The organism is Roseibium sediminicola (genome assembly GCF_023156505.1).
GTDB lineage: Bacteria > Pseudomonadota > Alphaproteobacteria > Rhizobiales > Stappiaceae > Roseibium > Roseibium sediminicola.
Genome location: NZ_JALNMJ010000002.1, coordinates 126037 through 143917 on the forward strand (window position 1 = coordinate 126037; position 17881 = coordinate 143917).

At 60.1% G+C, this 17881-nt stretch carries 16 protein-coding genes; 15 read left to right on the top strand and 1 reads right to left on the bottom strand.

Going from position 1 to position 17881, the window contains the following annotated elements; genetic code table 11:
* Nucleotides 1-81 precede the first annotated feature (81 nt).
* From mce to M0H32_RS03630, 7 genes are all read left to right on the top strand, one after another.
* Nucleotides 82-486: a methylmalonyl-CoA epimerase gene (gene mce, locus M0H32_RS03600; protein ID WP_248150780.1), complete on the top strand. Its 405-nt coding sequence runs from the start codon at nt 82-84 to the stop codon at nt 484-486.
* A gap of 3 nt (nt 487-489) precedes the next feature.
* The gene (locus tag M0H32_RS03605) at nt 490-780 is read left to right on the top strand and encodes a DUF1467 family protein (RefSeq protein ID WP_248150783.1); all 291 of its coding nucleotides are present in this window, start codon (nt 490-492) and stop codon (nt 778-780) included.
* Nucleotides 781-1394: 614 nt separating this feature from the next.
* Nucleotides 1395-2723: a proline--tRNA ligase gene (gene proS, locus M0H32_RS03610; RefSeq protein ID WP_248150785.1), complete on the top strand. Its 1329-nt coding sequence runs from the start codon at nt 1395-1397 to the stop codon at nt 2721-2723.
* An 83-nt stretch (nt 2724-2806) separates the two neighbouring features.
* Nucleotides 2807-4114, top strand: coding sequence for a lipoprotein-releasing ABC transporter permease subunit (locus M0H32_RS03615; RefSeq protein WP_248150787.1), 1308 nt, complete (start codon nt 2807-2809; stop codon nt 4112-4114).
* An 11-nt stretch (nt 4115-4125) separates the two neighbouring features.
* Nucleotides 4126-4842: an ABC transporter ATP-binding protein gene (locus M0H32_RS03620; protein WP_248150789.1), complete on the top strand. Its 717-nt coding sequence runs from the start codon at nt 4126-4128 to the stop codon at nt 4840-4842.
* A 536-nt stretch (nt 4843-5378) separates the two neighbouring features.
* The gene (dnaE, locus tag M0H32_RS03625) at nt 5379-8882 is read left to right on the top strand and encodes a DNA polymerase III subunit alpha (protein WP_248150791.1); all 3504 of its coding nucleotides are present in this window, start codon (nt 5379-5381) and stop codon (nt 8880-8882) included.
* 132 nt (nt 8883-9014) lie between these two features.
* Nucleotides 9015-9464: a cysteine rich repeat-containing protein gene (locus tag M0H32_RS03630; RefSeq protein ID WP_248150793.1), complete on the top strand. Its 450-nt coding sequence runs from the start codon at nt 9015-9017 to the stop codon at nt 9462-9464.
* A 14-nt stretch (nt 9465-9478) separates the two neighbouring features.
* On the opposite strand, the gene M0H32_RS03635 is transcribed toward M0H32_RS03630, so the two are convergent.
* Nucleotides 9479-9931, bottom strand: a complete 453-nt coding sequence (locus M0H32_RS03635) for a VOC family protein (RefSeq protein ID WP_248150795.1) — start codon at nt 9929-9931, stop codon at nt 9479-9481.
* Nucleotides 9932-10205: 274 nt separating this feature from the next.
* Here M0H32_RS03635 and rpsB point away from each other — a divergent pair, with 274 nt between their 5' ends.
* From rpsB to M0H32_RS03675, 8 genes are all read left to right on the top strand, one after another.
* On the top strand, nt 10206-11033 hold the full coding sequence (gene rpsB / locus M0H32_RS03640; protein WP_248150797.1) for a 30S ribosomal protein S2: 828 nt from the start codon (nt 10206-10208) through the stop codon (nt 11031-11033).
* Nucleotides 11034-11178: 145 nt separating this feature from the next.
* Nucleotides 11179-12096 carry a translation elongation factor Ts gene (tsf, locus tag M0H32_RS03645; RefSeq protein ID WP_248150799.1) on the top strand — a complete coding sequence of 306 codons (918 nt, stop codon included), beginning with the start codon at nt 11179-11181 and terminating at the stop codon, nt 12094-12096.
* 69 nt (nt 12097-12165) lie between these two features.
* Entirely contained in the window at nt 12166-12885 is a 720-nt protein-coding gene (gene pyrH, locus M0H32_RS03650) for a UMP kinase (protein ID WP_248150801.1), read from the top strand.
* Between the two features lie 169 nt (nt 12886-13054).
* A complete protein-coding gene (gene frr / locus M0H32_RS03655) occupies nt 13055-13618 on the top strand; it encodes a ribosome recycling factor (protein WP_248150805.1) in 564 nt (187 codons plus the stop codon).
* Between the two features lie 35 nt (nt 13619-13653).
* Nucleotides 13654-14421 carry an isoprenyl transferase gene (locus M0H32_RS03660; RefSeq protein WP_248150807.1) on the top strand — a complete coding sequence of 256 codons (768 nt, stop codon included), beginning with the start codon at nt 13654-13656 and terminating at the stop codon, nt 14419-14421.
* A gap of 45 nt (nt 14422-14466) precedes the next feature.
* Nucleotides 14467-15279, top strand: a complete 813-nt coding sequence (locus tag M0H32_RS03665) for a phosphatidate cytidylyltransferase (RefSeq protein ID WP_248150808.1) — start codon at nt 14467-14469, stop codon at nt 15277-15279.
* Nucleotides 15280-15295: 16 nt separating this feature from the next.
* Complete coding sequence (locus M0H32_RS03670) at nt 15296-16501, top strand: 1-deoxy-D-xylulose-5-phosphate reductoisomerase (RefSeq protein WP_248150810.1); 1206 nt, start codon at nt 15296-15298, stop codon at nt 16499-16501.
* A 106-nt stretch (nt 16502-16607) separates the two neighbouring features.
* Entirely contained in the window at nt 16608-17750 is a 1143-nt protein-coding gene (locus M0H32_RS03675; protein ID WP_248150812.1) for a M50 family metallopeptidase, read from the top strand.
* The last annotated feature ends 131 nt before the right edge of the window (nt 17751-17881 follow it).

Genomic DNA, 17881 nt, shown 5'->3' on the forward strand with positions numbered 1-17881 from the left:
GAGACGGGCCTCTGGCCCTCCTCAGGATGACACAGAGTTTTGGTGCTTGTTGAAGACGGAATGACTTGTGGAGAGAAGTTCATGATCGGACGGCTTAATCACGTTGCCATCGCGGTGTCCGACATCGAGGCTGCGACCTCTGTCTACCGGGACACGCTCGGCGCGGACGTTTCGGCGAAGGAAGAACAGCCGGATCATGGCGTGAGCACGGTGTTCATCAACCTGCCCAACACCAAGATCGAGCTGCTTGAGCCGCTCGGCGAGAACTCGCCGATTGCCAAGTTTCTGGAAAAGAACCCGTCCGGCGGCATTCACCATGTCTGCTACGAGGTCGACGACATCATCGCCGCGCGTGACAAACTGGTTGCCGATGGCGCACGGGTTCTGGGCGATGGCGAGCCGAAGATCGGCGCCCATGGCAAGCCCGTCCTGTTCCTGCATCCGAAGGATTTTCTCGGAACGTTGACCGAACTCGAAGAGGCCTGAACCATGTCCGTCGCATTCGGAATGGCGATCTATTTCATGATCTGGTGGATCATCCTGTTTGCCATCCTGCCGTTCGGCATGCGCCGAACCCAGGAAGAGGCAGGAGAGGTGCTGCCGGGGTCGGAGCCGAGCGCTCCCGAACGGCCGCAGTTTCTGAAAGTCATCGTGATCACCACGATCGTCGCGACGATCGTCTTTGCCGGCTATGTGACTTTGCGCCAATCCGGTTACGGCCTGGACGATATCCCGTTTTTGAACCCGCCAGCCGGCGATTACGCCCATCCGAGCGACTGATCGTCGCTTCTATTGCTTTTCGAGAAAAGTCTGAGACGACTTTAGCTGCCTCTCGGCTCTGCCCCGAACGCAAAAGTCGGCAATGCTTGTTTCAAACAATTCTCGAAATGCTTTAGGTCGCTCCATCAGGGCAAAGAAAAAGGCAGAGCCGAAGCTCTGCCTTTGATAAGTTCCGCGTCTAAATTTGACCCCAAACCCATACCGGTCGATTGTTCAACCTGGCCGGGCGGCTGCGAACCGCGAAGGTGCGCCAGAGGGTCCTTCCTCCCAAGACTCAGACCGCGATGTCCTTGAGCTTCTTGGCATTTCTGCCGAGGCATCTTTTTCTTATGAGAACGGAACCTAGCGGATTGAATCAGGCTTGTCACCTATTTGTCGTGCACAGCTCATTTTTTTTGCTTGCTCATTTCCTCAGCGTCACTTTGTACTAAAGACTTAGTAATTGCGCGGGCGAAATATGAGGTGGCAAATTGTTGGAAATGTGCAGTTTTTCGGCCAATTTGACACGGCCAGCCGCAAAAGCCCGTTGCCGTTTCGCAAAGGACTTGTTTTTAAGCGCGGCATGCGCTTTGACTGCGCACAAATCAGGCGATGCCAAATCAGTGAGAACATAAATGCGTCTTTCCCGCTACTTCCTGCCCATCCTGAAAGAAACGCCCAAGGAAGCCGAGATCGTTTCCCACCGGCTGATGCTGCGCGCGGGCATGATTCGCCAGCAGTCGGCAGGGATCTATTCCTGGTTGCCGCTCGGCCTGAAGGTACTGCGCAAGATCGAACGGATCGTGGAAGAAGAGCAGGCGCGCGCCGGCGCCATCCAGCTGTTGATGCCGACCATCCAGTCTGCGGATCTGTGGCGGGAGAGTGGGCGCTACGATGCTTATGGCAAGGAAATGCTGCGCATCACCGACCGTCACGAACGCGACATGCTCTTCGGGCCGACCAACGAGGAGATGATCACCGACATCTTCCGCGGCTATGTGCGCTCCTACAAGGATCTGCCGCTCAATCTTTACCACATCCAGTGGAAGTTCCGCGACGAGGTCCGCCCGCGCTTTGGTGTGATGCGCGGACGCGAGTTCCTGATGAAGGATGCCTATTCCTTCGATCTGGATAAGGAAAGCGCGCGCCACGCCTATAACCGCATGTTCGTGGCTTACCTGCGCACCTTCGAGAGGATGGGCCTGAAAGCCATCCCGATGAAGGCCGACACCGGCCCGATCGGCGGCGACATGAGCCACGAGTTCATCATCCTGGCTGAAACCGGCGAGAGCGAAGTGTTCTGCGACAAGTCGCTTCTGGAAATGCCGACTCCGGCTGAGGACACGGATTTCTTCTCGGATCTGACACCGATCGTCACCGAGTGGACGACGCCTTATGCGGCCACAGACGAAATGCATGACGCCGATGCCTTCGCGGCGCTGCCCGAAGAGGCGCGTGTGTCGGCACGCGGCATCGAGGTCGGCCATATCTTCTATTTCGGCACCAAATATTCCGACGCCATGGGTGCCAAGGTGGCCACGGCGGAAGGCACCGAAGTGCCGGTGCATATGGGCTCCTACGGTGTCGGCGTGTCGCGCCTTCTTGGCGCCTTGATCGAAGCCAATCATGACAACAACGGAATCATCTGGCCGAAGTCGGTTGCACCGTTCCATGTGGGACTGGTCAACCTGAAGCCGGGTGACGAGCTGACGGATCAGGCCTCCGAGGATCTTTACGCCAAGCTGGAGGCAGCGAGCATCGAGGTGCTCTACGACGACACGGACACACGGGCGGGCGCGAAATTCGCGACCATGGACCTGATCGGTCTGCCGTTCCAGGTTGTCGCCGGACCGCGCGGTCTGAAAGACGGCGTTCTGGAGGTCAAGGATCGGGCAACTGGGGAAAAGGAAATGCTTTCCCCGGAAGCCACATTGAACAAGCTGACCGCGGCATTGACGGACTGACGCCGTCCGTCGATGCTTTCGGGCAGGGATTCGGCGTGTTGGCGCGCAACACGCCGCCGGGGCATTGCTGAGATGGATGGACAATGACAGCGGTTGATACGGCGGACGTTGACGACGGTCACAAACCTGCGGCCCCGACACGTCCCTTTTCCGCCTTCGAATGGATGATCGCCGGCCGGTACCTGAGGTCCCGCCGACGCGAGACCTTCATTTCGGTTATCGCCGGCTTCTCCTTCGCCGGCATCATGCTCGGCGTGGCGACGCTGATCATCGTCATGGCGGTGATGAACGGTTTCCGCACGGAGCTGCTCAGCAAGATCCTGGGCATCAACGGCCACATGCTGGTACAGCCCATTGACAGCCCGCTGACCGATTACGACATCGTTGCACCGAAACTGGAAACCGTGCCCGAGGTGGTCGCCGCGATTCCCTTTGTCGAGGGGCAAGCGCTGGTTTCGGGACCCGCCGGCAATCTCGGTGCTCTCGTGCGCGGTGTCCATGAGAGTGATCTGCGCCGAATTCCGCTGGTTGCCCAGAACATCCTTGAAGGCGGTTCGCTTGACGGCTTTTCGGAAGGCGACGGCGTGGCCATCGGCAGCCGCATGGCGCAACAGCTCGGCATCACGGTGGGAGACAACGTCACCATCATATCGCCGCGCGGCAGTGTCACGCCCATGGGAGTGACGCCGCGCCTCAAGGCCTATCCGGTCATTGCGATCTTCGAAATCGGCATGAGCGAATACGACGCCACCTTCGTGTTCATGCCGCTGGAGGAATCGCAGGCCTATTTCAATATGGACACCAAGGCGACCGGCATTGAGGTCTATGTGGTCGATCCGGACGATGTCGGGGTGATGAAACCGGCCGTTGAAGCCGCGGCCGAACGGCCGACATTCGTCACGGACTGGCGCCAGCGCAACGTAACCTTCTTTTCCGCCCTGGAGGTGGAGCGGAACGTGATGTTCATCATCCTGTTCCTGATCGTGCTGGTGGCCGCGCTCAACATTATCTCCGGCATGATCATGCTGGTGAAGGACAAGGGCAAGGACATCGCCATCTTAAGGACCATGGGCGCCTCGCGCGGCGCGGTCATGCGCATCTTCCTGATCACCGGGGCCAGCATCGGCTGTGTCGGCACCTTGGCCGGCTTTGTCCTCGGGCTGATTGTCTGCCTCAACATCGAGAGCATCCGCCAGTTCGTGTCCTGGATGACCACAACCGAACTGTTCTCGCCGGAGCTTTATTTCCTGTCGAAACTTCCGGCGGAGATCGACAGTGGCGAGACCATCACCGTTCTTGTCATGGCCCTTGTCCTGTCCCTTCTGGCAACCGTCTATCCGGCCTGGCGCGCGGCGCGGCTCGATCCGGTCGAAGCACTTAGGTATGAATAGGGAGACGGGAGATGGACATGGCCGTTGATCCGCAACGCGCGCCGGGCCTTCAACCCGCCGCCCTTGAACTGTCAGGGATTACCCGCAGCTTCGATGAGGGTGACCGCCAGCTGCGCATTCTGAAGGGGGCCAATCTCAGAATCGAGGCCGGCGAGATGGTCGCGCTTGTGGCGGCTTCCGGCACCGGCAAATCGACCCTGTTGCATATCGCGGGGCTGCTGGAGCGCCCGGACGAGGGCGATGTGTTCCTCGGGCCGGTCAATTGCTCAGACCTTTCCGATGTCGACCGCACGGCGATCCGCCGCAACGACATTGGCTTTGTCTATCAGTTCCATCACCTGCTGCCCGAATTCACCGCGCAGGAAAACATCATGATGCCGCAGATGATCCGCGGCCTGCCGAAAAAGGTTGCCGCTGAGCGGGCGGACGAGTTGCTCAGTTACATGCGGCTCGGCGAGCGCGGCAAGCATCGGCCGTCGGAGCTTTCCGGCGGCGAGCAGCAGCGTGTCGCCGTGGCGCGCGCCGTCGCCAATGCACCGCGCATCCTGCTATTGGACGAGCCGACCGGCAATCTCGACCCGAAAACCGCCGCCTATGTGTTCGACGCCTTGTCCGCCCTGGTCAGGGCCTCAGGGGTCGCGACCCTGTTTGCCACCCACAATATGGAACTCGCCGGCCGCATGGACCGGGCCATTACGCTCGCGGACGGGCAGGTAAAAGAACTTTAGCCGGGTCAGAAAACCTTGGTTTGCCCTTTTCTGAAGGATTTGCGGCTGGTTGACTAGCCGCAAATCCGAGGTCGGAAAGGCCGGGAACAAAGCAAAAACTCCAAGATTTCAGCAAATTTGATTTGCCTGCTTGCAAGGTGAACAAAAAGTGCTTGCAAAGAGAACAAAGTTGGAACATAGTCTCGTTACGCAATGAGCAACGGTTGGAGGGTGTGATGTTCCATATCGCTCGTGATTTTGCCGCTTTCGGTTCTCTGGTCTGTTTCTGCACCACGCTGGCTGTCTGGGGCGACGTGCTGTTTGCCGTCAACTGACGAAAGCATGATGGCCGGTTCGGTTGATTGGCCGCATTGGCTGCAGTGGACCGAGCACAGTGCCGGATGATGATCCCGGCCGGCTGATTGACGCGGCGCAGTGCGTTTTCCGCTCTAAGACTCAAAGAACAACGGGGACGAACCGGTCCGTGTCTCGACAGGCGTGACGGGACAGGCTTCACTTGGAAGCTTGATTCTCAGAACGAACTTGTGAGTGCCACCATGTCCGCGTCCGCCGACGACCGTTCCCAATCCGCTCATGCGGGTGTTGCTGGCCTTGAGGGGACCGCCGGACCGGGCTACGTGCATCTCCGGGTTCATTCGGCTCTGTCTCTTCTGGAAGGTGCTTTGCCGATCAAGAAGCTTCTGGATCTTGCAAAGGCCGATGACCAGCCGGCACTGGCGATTGCCGACACCAACAATCTGTTCGGCGCCCAGGAATTTTCCGGCAAGGCCTGGGGCACCGGCATTCAGCCGATCACCGCTTGCCAGTTGTCCATCTTTTTCGACGATGGTCTTGAAGGTGCTCGCAAGGGCGAGCCGGCGCTTGCCGACGTTGTCCTGATCGCGATGACGGAGACCGGCTACGGAAATCTGATGGAACTGAGTTCACGGGCCTTTCTCGACACCGAGACCGGCCTGCGCCCGCATGTCTCCGCAAACTATCTGCTGTCGAAATCCGAAGACGTGATCGTGCTTACCGGCGGGGTGGGCGGTCCGGTCGGCGCCGCGTTGCTTGCCGGGCGCAAGGATCTTGCCAAAAGCCGTCTTGTGGCATTGGCCGGGGGCTTCTCCGGACGCTGTTATGTGGAGCTGCAGCGCCACGGCATGGAGGCCGAACGCAAGACCGAAGACGCGTTTCTCGGCCTGGCCTATGATCTCGACCTGCCAATCGTGGCGACCAACGAGGCCTTTTTCCCCAAGCGCGAGGACTACGAGGCCCATGACGCGCTGATCTGCATTTCCGAGGGCCGGGTGCTGATCGAGGACGACCGGCGCCGGCTGACACCGGAACACTATTTCAAAAGCCGCGCAGAAATGTGCGCGCTCTTCGCCGATCTGCCCGAAGCGCTGGCCTCGACCGTGGAGATTGCACGGCGCTGCAGCTTCCGGCCGCTCAAGCGGGACCCGATCCTGCCGCGTTTCGCCGGTGCCGATGCCGATCCGGAGGAAGCGGAACGGGCCGAGGCGGAAGAACTGAAGCGGCAGGCCCGCGAGGGTCTACAGGCCCGGCTCGATGCTCACGGACTGGCGCCGGGGCTGGAAGAAAAGGATTACTGGGACCGGCTCGATTACGAGACCGGCATCATCGAGCGGATGAAGTTCCCGGGTTACTTCCTGATCGTTGCCGACTTTATCAAATGGGCCAAGAACCAGGACATTCCGGTCGGACCGGGCCGCGGTTCCGGTGCAGGCTCGCTGGTCGCATGGTCGCTGACAATCACCGACCTCGACCCGATGCGGTTCTCGCTGCTGTTCGAGCGCTTCCTCAATCCGGAACGTGTCTCCATGCCGGATTTCGACATCGACTTCTGCCAGAGCCGGCGTGAAGAGGTCATCCGCTACGTCCAGGAGAAATACGGCCGCCAGCAGGTGGCGCAGATCATCACCTTCGGATCGCTGCAGGCCCGTGCGGTGTTGCGCGATGTCGGCCGCGTGTTGCAGATGCCCTACGGCCAGGTCGACCGGCTGTGCAAGCTCGTGCCCGCCAACCCGGCCAATCCGGTTACGCTCGGTCAGGCGCTCGAGGACGAGCCGCGCCTACGCGAAGCGGCTCGGGAAGAGGAAATCGTCGAACGCCTGCTCGGCATGGCCCAGAAACTGGAAGGTTTGTATCGGCACGCCTCGACCCATGCCGCTGGCGTCGTCATCGGCGACCGGCCGCTGGAACAGCTGGTGCCGCTCTACCGGGACCCCCGCTCCGACATGCCGGTTGCCCAGTTCAACATGAAGATGGTCGAGGATGCCGGGCTGGTAAAGTTCGACTTTCTCGGTCTGAAAACGCTGACGGTGATCGACACGGCGGTGAAGCTGATCGAACGCCATGGCATCACTGTCGATGTCGCAGGCCTGCCGATTGACGATCTGAAAACCTATCAGCTGCTCGCCCGCGGCGAGACCTTCGGCGTGTTCCAGCTGGAAAGTCAGGGCATGCGCCGGGCGATCGCAGGCATGAAGCCGGACCGGTTTGAGGACATCATCGCCCTGGTGGCGCTCTATCGTCCCGGCCCGATGGAGAACATCCCGGTCTATAACGCCGTCAAGCACGGCGAACAGGATCCGGACTGTCTGCATCCGCTGCTCGAACCGATCCTGATGGAGACGAACGGCATCATCGTCTACCAGGAGCAGGTGATGCAGATCGCCCAGGTGCTCTCCGGCTACTCGCTCGGCGAAGCTGACCTTCTCCGGCGCGCGATGGGTAAGAAGATTGCCGCGGAAATGGAAGTCCAGCGGGCGCGCTTCGTCGACGGCGCGGTGGAACGCGGTATCAACAAGAACCAGGCCGGGACGATCTTCGACCTGGTGGCGAAATTCGCCAATTACGGCTTCAACAAATCCCACGCCGCCGCCTATGCGCTGGTCTCCTATCACACGGCCTGGCTGAAGGCGAACCACCCGGTGGAGTTCATGGCCGCGTCCATGACACTTGATATGGGCAACACCGAAAAGCTCGGCGATTTCAGGCAGGAAGCGCGACGCATGGGCATCGAGATCGTGCCGCCGTCGATCAACCGGTCGCAGGTCTATTTCGACGTCGCCGACGGCAAGATCCTCTATGCCATGGGCGCAATCAAGGGCGTTGGCGAGCAGGCCGTTGAACATATTGTCGAGGTGAGAGGAGACACGCCGTTCAAGAGCCTCGGCGATTTCGCACGGAGGATTTCCCCGAAAGCGCTCAACAAGCGCACCTTGGAAAACCTTGTCGCCGCCGGCGCTTTTGATGAACTGGAGCCCAGCCGGGCGCGTGTGTTCGAAGGTCTCGATCGCATCATGGGCCTGGCGCAGCGCACGGAGGAAAACCGGACGCTCGGCCAGGACGAACTCTTCGGCGGCAGCGACAGCGAGGAACCCTTGCAGCTCGACGAGGTCCATGGCTGGACAAACGAGGAAAAGCTGCAGCGCGAGCATTCCGCCATCGGCTTTTATCTCTCCGCCCATCCGATCGATGAATATGCGTCTGTCCTGACAAAGATGCGGGCGCAGCCCTGGAGCCAGTTTGCCGAGGCGGTCAAGCAAGGCGCTTCGCATGGACGTCTTGCCGGGACGGTGGTCTCCATGCAGGAGCGCAAGACCAAGTCGGGAACGCGCATGGGCATTGCCCGCCTGTCGGATGCCACCGGTCAGTACGAGGCGCTGCTCTTCCGGGAGAAGCTGGAACAGTTTCGGGATGTCTTGCAGGCCGGGCGTTCCGTCGTGGTCCTGGTTGGCGCCGACATGCGCGACGATGAGCCGTCGCTGCGGATCGAACAGGTTGATCCGATCGACCAGGTGGCCGCGCGGCTTCAAAAGAGCATGCGGGTCTTCGTGCGCGACGAACGCCCGATCCAGAGCCTTGCCAAGCACCTTCAGGTGCGCGGCGAAGGCGATGTTACGGTGATCGTGCTTCTGGAGAACGGGGCGCGCGAGGTCGAGGTCAAACTGCCCGGGCGGTTCCGCCTATCGCCTGAAATCGCTGGCGCGTTGAAAGCCGTTCCCGGCGTGACGGATGTCCAGATGGCTTGACGGTATGGGACCGCATTCCGACGCGAAGGTCGCGCCGGATCTTGTTCTTCCGCTGCGTTGGGTTATGCGCTAGAATTCGCCCGGTCCAGAATGACCGGCTGGAGGGCATTGCGACTTTCAAGGCGAGAGTAGATGGCCAGGAGTTTCAACGGGGCGGTGCTCGCCACCGCGCTTTCCCTCACATTCGCGGTGCTGCCGGCGGAACCCGGTCGCGCAAGTTCGCTCATGAGCGCCTGCAAGGTTGATGTCGACGCGCTGTGCAAGGGCGTTGAAGAAGGCCGGGGACGGGTCTCGGCCTGCCTATTCGCCCATGGCGGCAGGGTTTCGGGCTCCTGCAAGCCCGAACTGTCGAAGGTCACCAACAGCGGCACTTTCCGGAAGGTGGTTCCCGCCAGTCTCGGCAGTCTCAAGGGGACGGAGCGCGACGCGAAGTTCCGGCAGGTTTGCGCCGGCGACATCAAGAACCATTGCGGCGGTGTCGGTCAGGCAACCGACCGTGTCCTGGCCTGTCTCTATGCCTGGTCCAACCGCATCTCCAAAAACTGCCATGCGGAAGCAAAGGCGATCCTGACGGGGAACTGACCGGTTGGTTGCGGCTATTGGCCGGCCGGCCAGATGAGTTCCAGGCGGATGCCGCCCGGTTCGGCGAACATCATGTGCCTGCGCGGACCTTCGCCCAGAAGTTCGGGCTCGAATTCGATCGTGACGCCTGGCCAATCCCGTATCTTGGCGGCAAGTGCTTCGAGCTCGCCTTCTGAACCGACTTCCAGGGCAATGTGGTGCAGGCCGATATTGGTCTTGCGGTCGAAGTCGGTCACCGGCCGGTTAAGGTCCGCCTGCCAGAGCGTCAGGCGGGCAGTGCCGTCCGACACGGTCGTGCGCGGATAGGCGTCGTCCCGGGCCAGAAGTGTCCAGTCGAGAACATCGGTGAAAAAGGCCGTGGTCTGGTCGAGGTCCCGGACGGTGAGGCCGAGATGATTGATGCCTTTGGTGGTCACATTCTGTTCCTTGGTCTGTTGCAGATCCGAATCTATTGGTAGAAATGACATGAAATCGCGTCAAGCGGAGAGGCGACCGACTTGGCGACAATCCGGCAGTCGTCAATTCCAGGTGCAAGACCCGGTCGACAATCCGGTGTTGAGTGGAAGAAAACCGGTCCTTAGGCCTTGAAATAAAATTTCGACCCCACTATAAGGCGCGCATTCCACACGCAAGGGGCGGAACCTGAGTTTATCGGGGTCCATCCGGTGCCCGCGAGGAACATTTCCTCCGGTCCACATCCTCTTGCGGAGGTTAAACCGGAAAACTCAGGAGATAAGGGCCATGGCATTGCCCGATTTCACCATGCGCCAGCTGCTCGAAGCTGGTGTGCACTTTGGTCACCAGAAACACCGCTGGAACCCGCGCATGGGTCAGTTCATCTTTGGTGTGCGCAACGACGTTCACATCATGGATCTGTCCCAGACCGTTCCGCTTCTGCACCAGGCTCTCAAAGCGGTGTCCGACACGGTTGCCGGTGGTGGCCGCGTTCTGATCGTCGGCACCAAGCGCCAGGCTCAGGAAGCAGTTGCATCGTCCGCGCGCAACTCCGCGCAGTACTTTGTCAACGCCCGCTGGCTCGGTGGCATGCTGACCAACTGGAAGACCATCTCCCAGTCCATTCAGCGCCTGCGCAAGCTGGAAGAGACCCTTTCCTCCGACGCTGCCAACGCTCTGACCAAAAAAGAGCGTCTGTTCATGGACCGCGAGCGTGAAAAGCTCGAGCGGAACCTTGGCGGTATCAAGGACATGGGCGGTATCCCGGACCTGATCTTCGTGATCGACACCAACCGCGAAGCCATCGCCATCCAGGAAGCCCGCCGTCTGGGTATCCCGGTTGCAGCGATCCTCGATTCCAATTCCAATCCGGATGGCATCACCTATCCGGTGCCGGGCAACGACGATGCCGGCCGCGCAATCTCGCTCTACTGCGACCTGATTGCCCGCGCTGCCATCGATGGTATTTCCCGCGCCCAGGGTGCCGCCGGCATGGACATCGGCGAATCGGACGAAGCTCCGGTTGAAGAAGTTCTCGCCGCTGAAGGCGCAGAAGCACCGGCCGAAGCCGCTGAAGCTGCTCCGGCTGAAGAAGCTGCCGCCGCTCAGGCCTAATGAATATCTCTGCCGCGTCCCGCGCGGCAGATTTATGTTGAATTCGCAAGACGGACTGCACTTTGTTGCAGTCCCGTCATAAAGACGCGGATAGCAATCGGCTAAACCGTGTCTCATCTGAAACCCCCCATGCACGAGGCAATCGATGAGCATTACCGCTGCGATGGTAAAAGAGCTCCGCGAGAAATCCGGCGCTGGCATGATGGACTGCAAAACCGCCCTGAACGAATCTGGCGGTGACATGGAAGCAGCTGTCGACTGGCTGCGCACCAAGGGCCTGGCCAAGGCTGCCAAGAAGGCAGGCCGTGTTGCCGCTGAAGGTCTGGTTGGTGTGGCCGCCGAAGGCACCAAGGCTGCCGTTGTCGAGCTGAACTCCGAAACCGACTTCGTTGCCCGCAACGAAGGTTTCCAGGAATTGGTTTCCAAGGTGACCAAGATCGCCGTCGGCACCGACGGTTCGGTCGAGGCACTGGCCGCTGCCGATCTCGACGGCAAGCCGGTTTCCGAAGCCATCACCGATGCGATCGCCACCATCGGCGAAAACATGACCCTGCGCCGCTCGGCAGTGCTGAGCGTCAACGAAGGTGTCGTCTCCACCTATGTCCACGGCAAGGTTGTCGAGGGTCTGGGCAAAATCGGCGTGCTGGTCGCCCTGGAATCTTCCGGTGACGCAGCAAAGCTGGACGCACTTGGCCGCCAGATCGCCATGCATGTGGCTGCGACCAGCCCGCTGTCGCTGAACACCGAAGAACTCGACCCGGCTGTGGTCGAGCGTGAAAAGTCGGTGTTTTCCGAGCAGGCTCGCGAGTCCGGCAAGCCGGAAAACATCATTGAGAAAATGGTGGAAGGCCGTTTGCGCAAATTCTACGAGGAAGTTACCCTCGTGAAGCAGGCTTTTGTCATCAACCCGGATCAAACGGTTGAACAGGCCGTCGAGGCGCTCGCGAAAGAACTCGGCACCGATGTCAAACTCTCCGGCTTCGTCCGCTTCGCGCTCGGCGAGGGGATTGAGAAGGAAGAGCAAGATTTCGCTGCAGAGGTGGCAGCCGCCACCGGGCAGTAAGCTCCGAAGAAAAGCGCCGGCAAGTCCGGCGCTTTTTTTTAGGAAGACAATTTTAAAAAGGGTGCACCCATGACGAATTCTTTGCGTTGGAAACGGATCCTTCTGAAACTCTCCGGCGAAGCCCTGATGGGTTCCCAGGCTTTTGGAATTGACCCGGCCATTGTGCAAAGGATCGCCAAGGAAATTGCGGACGCCGTGGCGCTCGGTGCCCAGGTCGGAGTGGTTGTCGGCGGCGGCAACATCTTCCGCGGTGTCGCCGTGGCCGCCAAGGGCGGCAACCGCGTCACCGGCGACCACATGGGCATGCTGGCAACCATCATGAACAGCCTGACGCTCGCCGACGCCCTGCGCCGTCTCAAGGTCAATGCACGCGTGCTGTCAGCGGTGTCCGTGCCCTCCATCTGTGAAACCTTCTCCCAGCGTGTTGCTGACCGCTACATGGAAGACGGCGACGTGATCGTCTTCGCCGGCGGTACCGGCAACCCGTTCTTCACCACCGACAGCGGCGCGGCGCTGCGCGCGGCCGAGATGAAATGCGACGCATTCCTGAAGGGCACGCAGGTCGATGGTGTGTATTCGGAAGATCCGAAGCTCAATCCGGACGCCGAGCGCTACGAGACTCTTGGCTATGAGGAAGTCATCACCCGCAATCTGAAGGTCATGGACACCACGGCGATTGCACTGGCCCGCGACAATTCCATTCCGGTAATTGTGTTTTCGATCCATTCGCCCGGCGCGCTGGTCAGCGTGCTGCAGGAAACCGGTACCTACACAGTCGTGGGCGACTGAAAGTTTTAACTCCATTCAAGGCTCAAGCCCTTGTGTTTCGGCGCGTATATGCCATGTTGGCGCGCGCCGAGACTCTATCGGAGCGTCTTGCTTTGACTTTGGCCTTTCTGAAGCCTCCAAGTCAAAGCACGACGCTCTCAGCCAAGCACAAGAAAACAGTGAGGATAAAATGTCGGTAGAAGGTGTGGATCTGGACGATTTGAAGCGCCGCATGCAGGGCGCCTTGGCGGTGCTGAAGACCGAATTCGCGGGCCTTCGGACCGGTCGTGCCTCCGCTTCCATGATGGATCCGATCTCTGTCGATGCCTATGGCCAGTCCATGCCGATCAGCCAGGTTGCGACCGTTTCCGTTCCCGAGCCGCGTATGCTGGCCGTCCAGGTCTGGGACAAGAGCATGGTTGCCGCCGTCGAAAAGGCGATCCGCGAATCGAACCTGGGCCTGAACCCGGTCGTCGATGGCCAGCTGCTGCGTTTGCCGATCCCGGAACTGAACCAGGAACGCCGCCAGGAGCTGATCAAGGTCGCGCATAAATACGCCGAAAGCGCCAAGGTTGCGATCCGCCACGTTCGCCGGGATGGAATGGACGACGCCAAGAAGGCGGAAAAAGACGGTGAGATCTCCCAGGATGACAGCCGCGTCGCCTCCGACGAAGTGCAGAAACTGACCGACCAGATGATCGGTGAGGTCGATGCCATGCTGGAGAAAAAAGAACAGGAAATCTCTCAGGTCTGATCCTTCGGTTCTGAGCCTGTGAATTGGGAGAGACCATGAGCGTCAGCCCGGATCGTGACCTGCAAGCATCCGCGTCGGAGCGCTCCGGCGCGAAATTGCCGCGTCACGTTGCCTTCATCATGGACGGCAACGGCCGCTGGGCGACGTCACGCGGTTTGCCGAGGACGGAGGGGCACCGGCAGGGGCTGGAAGCCCTGCGCAACATGATCCGTCATGCCGGCAAGGTCGGCATCGAAGTGGTAACCATCTACAGCTTCTCCTCCGAGAACTGGAGCCGTCCCGAAACGGAAGTCTCGTTCCTGATGGGTCTGCTGCGCCGGTTTGTGCAGCGGGATCTGAGTGAGCTGCACGACGCCAATGTGCGCATTCGCATCATTGGCGGACGGAATGGTCTGGATGCCGGGATCCTGAAACTCCTTCAGGAGGCGGAGGAACTGACCAGCGGCAACACGGGCCTTGAGCTCGTGGTCGCGTTCAATTACGGCGCCCGGGACGAAATCATCCGGGCCGCGCAGGTTCTGGCACAAAAGGTGGCCGCTGGCGAAATGCGACCGGAGGAGCTGACCGAAGCCGCACTGACGGAGCAGCTTGATACCCGCGGCTTGCCCGATCCGGACCTGATCATCCGCACCAGCGGTGAAATGAGGCTGTCGAATTTTCTGCTCTGGCAGGCTGCCTATTCCGAATTCTATTTCTGTGATCTGCTCTGGCCCGATTTCGACGCTGCGGCGTTCGACAAGGCGCTCGACTGCTTCTGTGCCCGGGACCGAAGATATGGTGGCCTGAGCGCCAAGACGTACTGACGTCCGGCATCCACCATGGCACAGGCAGAACAACCACCCAAAAAAATGTCCGATCTCGGCGTCCGTTTGGCCTCTGCGCTTGTTCTGGGGCCGTCGGTGCTGGCGATCACCTATTTTGGCGGCATTGCCTTTGATGTGCTCATGCTGATCGTCGCCATGCTGTTCTTGTGGGAGTGGTTCTCCATGACGGGAACCAAAGCCGCATCAGCGCCATCTTTGGTGGGGCAGGGCGGTCTGGTTGCTCTGGGCGTATTGCACATGATCGGCCTGCCGGAAGCCGGGATCGGCGTCATGTTCCTGAGCGCTCTGGCCGTCTTTGCCGTCAGTGGTTTTTCCAAAACCGGGCGATGGGGCCTCGAAGGGGCTCTTTACAGTGGCTTGGCCCTTTACGCGCTTTTGGTGCTCAGAAGCGGAGCCGGGGGACTGATGGTGACCTTCTTCCTGCTCTTTGTCGTCTGGGCCACCGACATTTTCGCCTATTTTACAGGCCGGGCTCTCGGCGGACCGAAGCTCTGGCAGAGGGTGTCGCCGAAAAAGACCTGGTCGGGCGCGATCGGTGGGCTGATCTTCGCAACGGCGTTTGGGGCCGGCGTCGCCCATTGGGCCGGCGCGCATTCGATTTTCTATTGGGCCTTTCTGGCAGCGGGACTGTCGATCGTGTCCCAGGCGGGCGACCTTCTGGAATCGGCCATCAAGCGCCGGTTCGATGTCAAGGATTCCAGCAACCTCATTCCTGGCCACGGCGGCATCATGGACCGCATCGACGGGCTGGTCGCCGCCGCGATTTTTGCCGTGCTCCTCGGTCTGATTGCCGGTGGAACTCTGTCGGACCCGATCGCCGGGCTTGGCCTGACCTGAGATTGGAGACGTACCGATGGCGGTTGCTGCCGCACAACGAGACAGGACTGCAGCGGTCCGGATCACCGTCTTGGGCGCGACCGGATCGATCGGACAGAGCCTTGCCGACCTGATCGAACGCAATCCGGACCGGTTTGAGGTTGCTGCGCTGGTCGCCAACCGGAATGCCGGGCTTCTCGCGGATATGGCCGGCCGTCTGAATGCGGCCTTGGCCGTGTTGGCAGACGAAAGCCAGTTTCAGGATCTCCAGGATCGGTTGCAAGGAACCGGTATTTCCGTGTCAGCCGGTGAGAACGCCGTTCTGGAGGCCGTTGACCGGGACACGGATCTCGTCGTTGGGGCCATTGTCGGTTCTGCGGGCCTCATTCCGACGATGCGGGCGATCCGTCCGGGCCGTCGCATTGCGCTTGCCAACAAGGAGTGCCTCGTCTGCGCAGGCGACTTGTTCATGGGCAAGATCCGCGAAACCGGCGCGGAGCTTCTGCCCGTCGACAGCGAGCACAACGCGATCTACCAGGTGTTCGAAGCGGACAAGGCCGATCAGGTGGAAAGCGTCATTTTGACCGCGTCCGGCGGACCTTTCCGAACCTTTTCCAAGGCGGATATGAACAAGGTCACGCCGGCACAGGCTCTGAAACACCCAAACTGGGACATGGGAGCCAGGATCACGATCGACAGTGCGACCATGATGAACAAGGGTTTTGAAGTTATTGAGGCTTCACACCTTTTTCCGATCTCACATGATCAACTCGCCGTGCTTGTCCACCCCCAGTCCGTGGTGCATGGGCTGGTGCAATACAAGGATGGCTCGCTGCTGGCACAGCTCGGCAGTCCGGACATGCGCACACCGATCGCCCATTGCCTGGCCTATCCCGAAAGGATGGAGGTTCCTGTCAAGCGTCTCGACCTGGCCGAAATCGCGCAGCTGAATTTCGAAGCGCCGGATCTGGACCGGTTCCCGGCTTTGCGTCTTGCGCTGGAGGCCATGAAGGCAGGCCGCGGCGCACCGGCCGCGCTGAACGCCGCCGACGAGGTCGCGGTCGCGGCGTTCCTCTCCGGCCAGATCGGTTTCTTGGACATTCCGGCGGCGATCGAAGCCGTGCTGGAAGAACTGGAAAAAGCCGATGCGCTTGCCACGGCGGATTGTGTCGAGGCTATTCTGGAACTGGATGGAGCTGCCCGCGCAAAAACCTCGGAATGGATCAAATCCCGTTGTTTATGACGTTTACAGGTCTTCAAAAAAACACGGTCACCCTTAACTCGCCGTAATTTTCCTTTTAGTACGGTGCATCGGATCAACTCTGGCTGCCCCGGATCGGACACGCTACATGGACTTTATCACTTCCGCTTATGGCCTCGTTGCCGGCACGATCATCCCATTCCTGTTCGTGCTGACCATTGTCGTGTTCTTCCATGAGCTCGGCCATTTCGCTGTTGCGCGATGGTGCAATGTCAAGGTGGACGCTTTCTCCGTCGGTTTCGGCCGCGAGCTCTTTGGCCGCACCGACAGAAAAGGCACTCGTTGGAAGCTGTGCTGGATCCCGCTGGGCGGATACGTGAAATTTGCCGGCGACGAAAACGCCGCCAGCGTTCCCAGCCGTGAAATCATTGCGCAAATGAGCGAAGAGGAGCGGAAAACGGCCTTCATTGCCAAGCCGGTCTGGCAACGGGCTGCCGTGGTGGCGGCGGGACCGATCGCCAATTTCATCCTTGCCATCCTGATCTTCGCGGTGCTGTTCGTTTCCTTTGGCAAACAGGGTTTGCGGCCGGTCGTCGAAGAGGTCTTTTCCGGTGGCGCAGCACAGCGTGGCGGTATTGTTGCTGGTGATGTCATCAAGGAGATTGATGGCCGAAAGATCCAGACATTCAACGAGTTGCGTCAAGTTGTCCTGATGAATGCGAACACGCCGCTTGTGTTCGAGGTCGACCGGGACGGCAAGATGGTGTCGCTGACCGTGACCCCGGATGCCAAGGTCAAGGAAGTTTTCCTGGGCGAGAAGCAGATGGCGGGGGACATCGGGCTGCGTGGTTCCTCGGATCCGGAAAACATCATTCTCATCAAATACACGCCGCTTGAAGCGGTCGCTGAAGGTGGGCATGAAACCTGGCGGATCATTTCAGGAACTGTCAGCTATATTTGGGGCGTCGTTACTCAGCGCCAGTCCGCCGATCAGCTGGGCGGGCCGATCCGAGTCGCGCAGATTTCCGGTCAGGTGGCAGATCTTGGCTTCGTTCCGCTGATTTCCCTGGCTGCTGTCCTGTCGGTCAGCATCGGCCTGATCAATCTGGCGCCGGTTCCGATCCTGGACGGCGGTCACCTCGTCTACTTTGCCGCGGAAGCCCTCAGAGGCAAGCCGCTCAGCGAACGGGTTCAGGATGTCGGGTTCCGCATTGGACTGGGGCTCGTTTTGATGCTGATGGTCTTCGTGACATGGAAGGATATCATGCGGCTCGTGGGCACAGATTCATGATGGCCGTGACATTGACGCAACGTCTTCTGACTAAATCGCTTTCAGCCCGGAAGGGCGGTTGCGTTATCGGTAAAAACCTATAAAACACTCGTCGGTTCCGAGAATCTGCTGGGGTGAGTGCGGATTCCCGG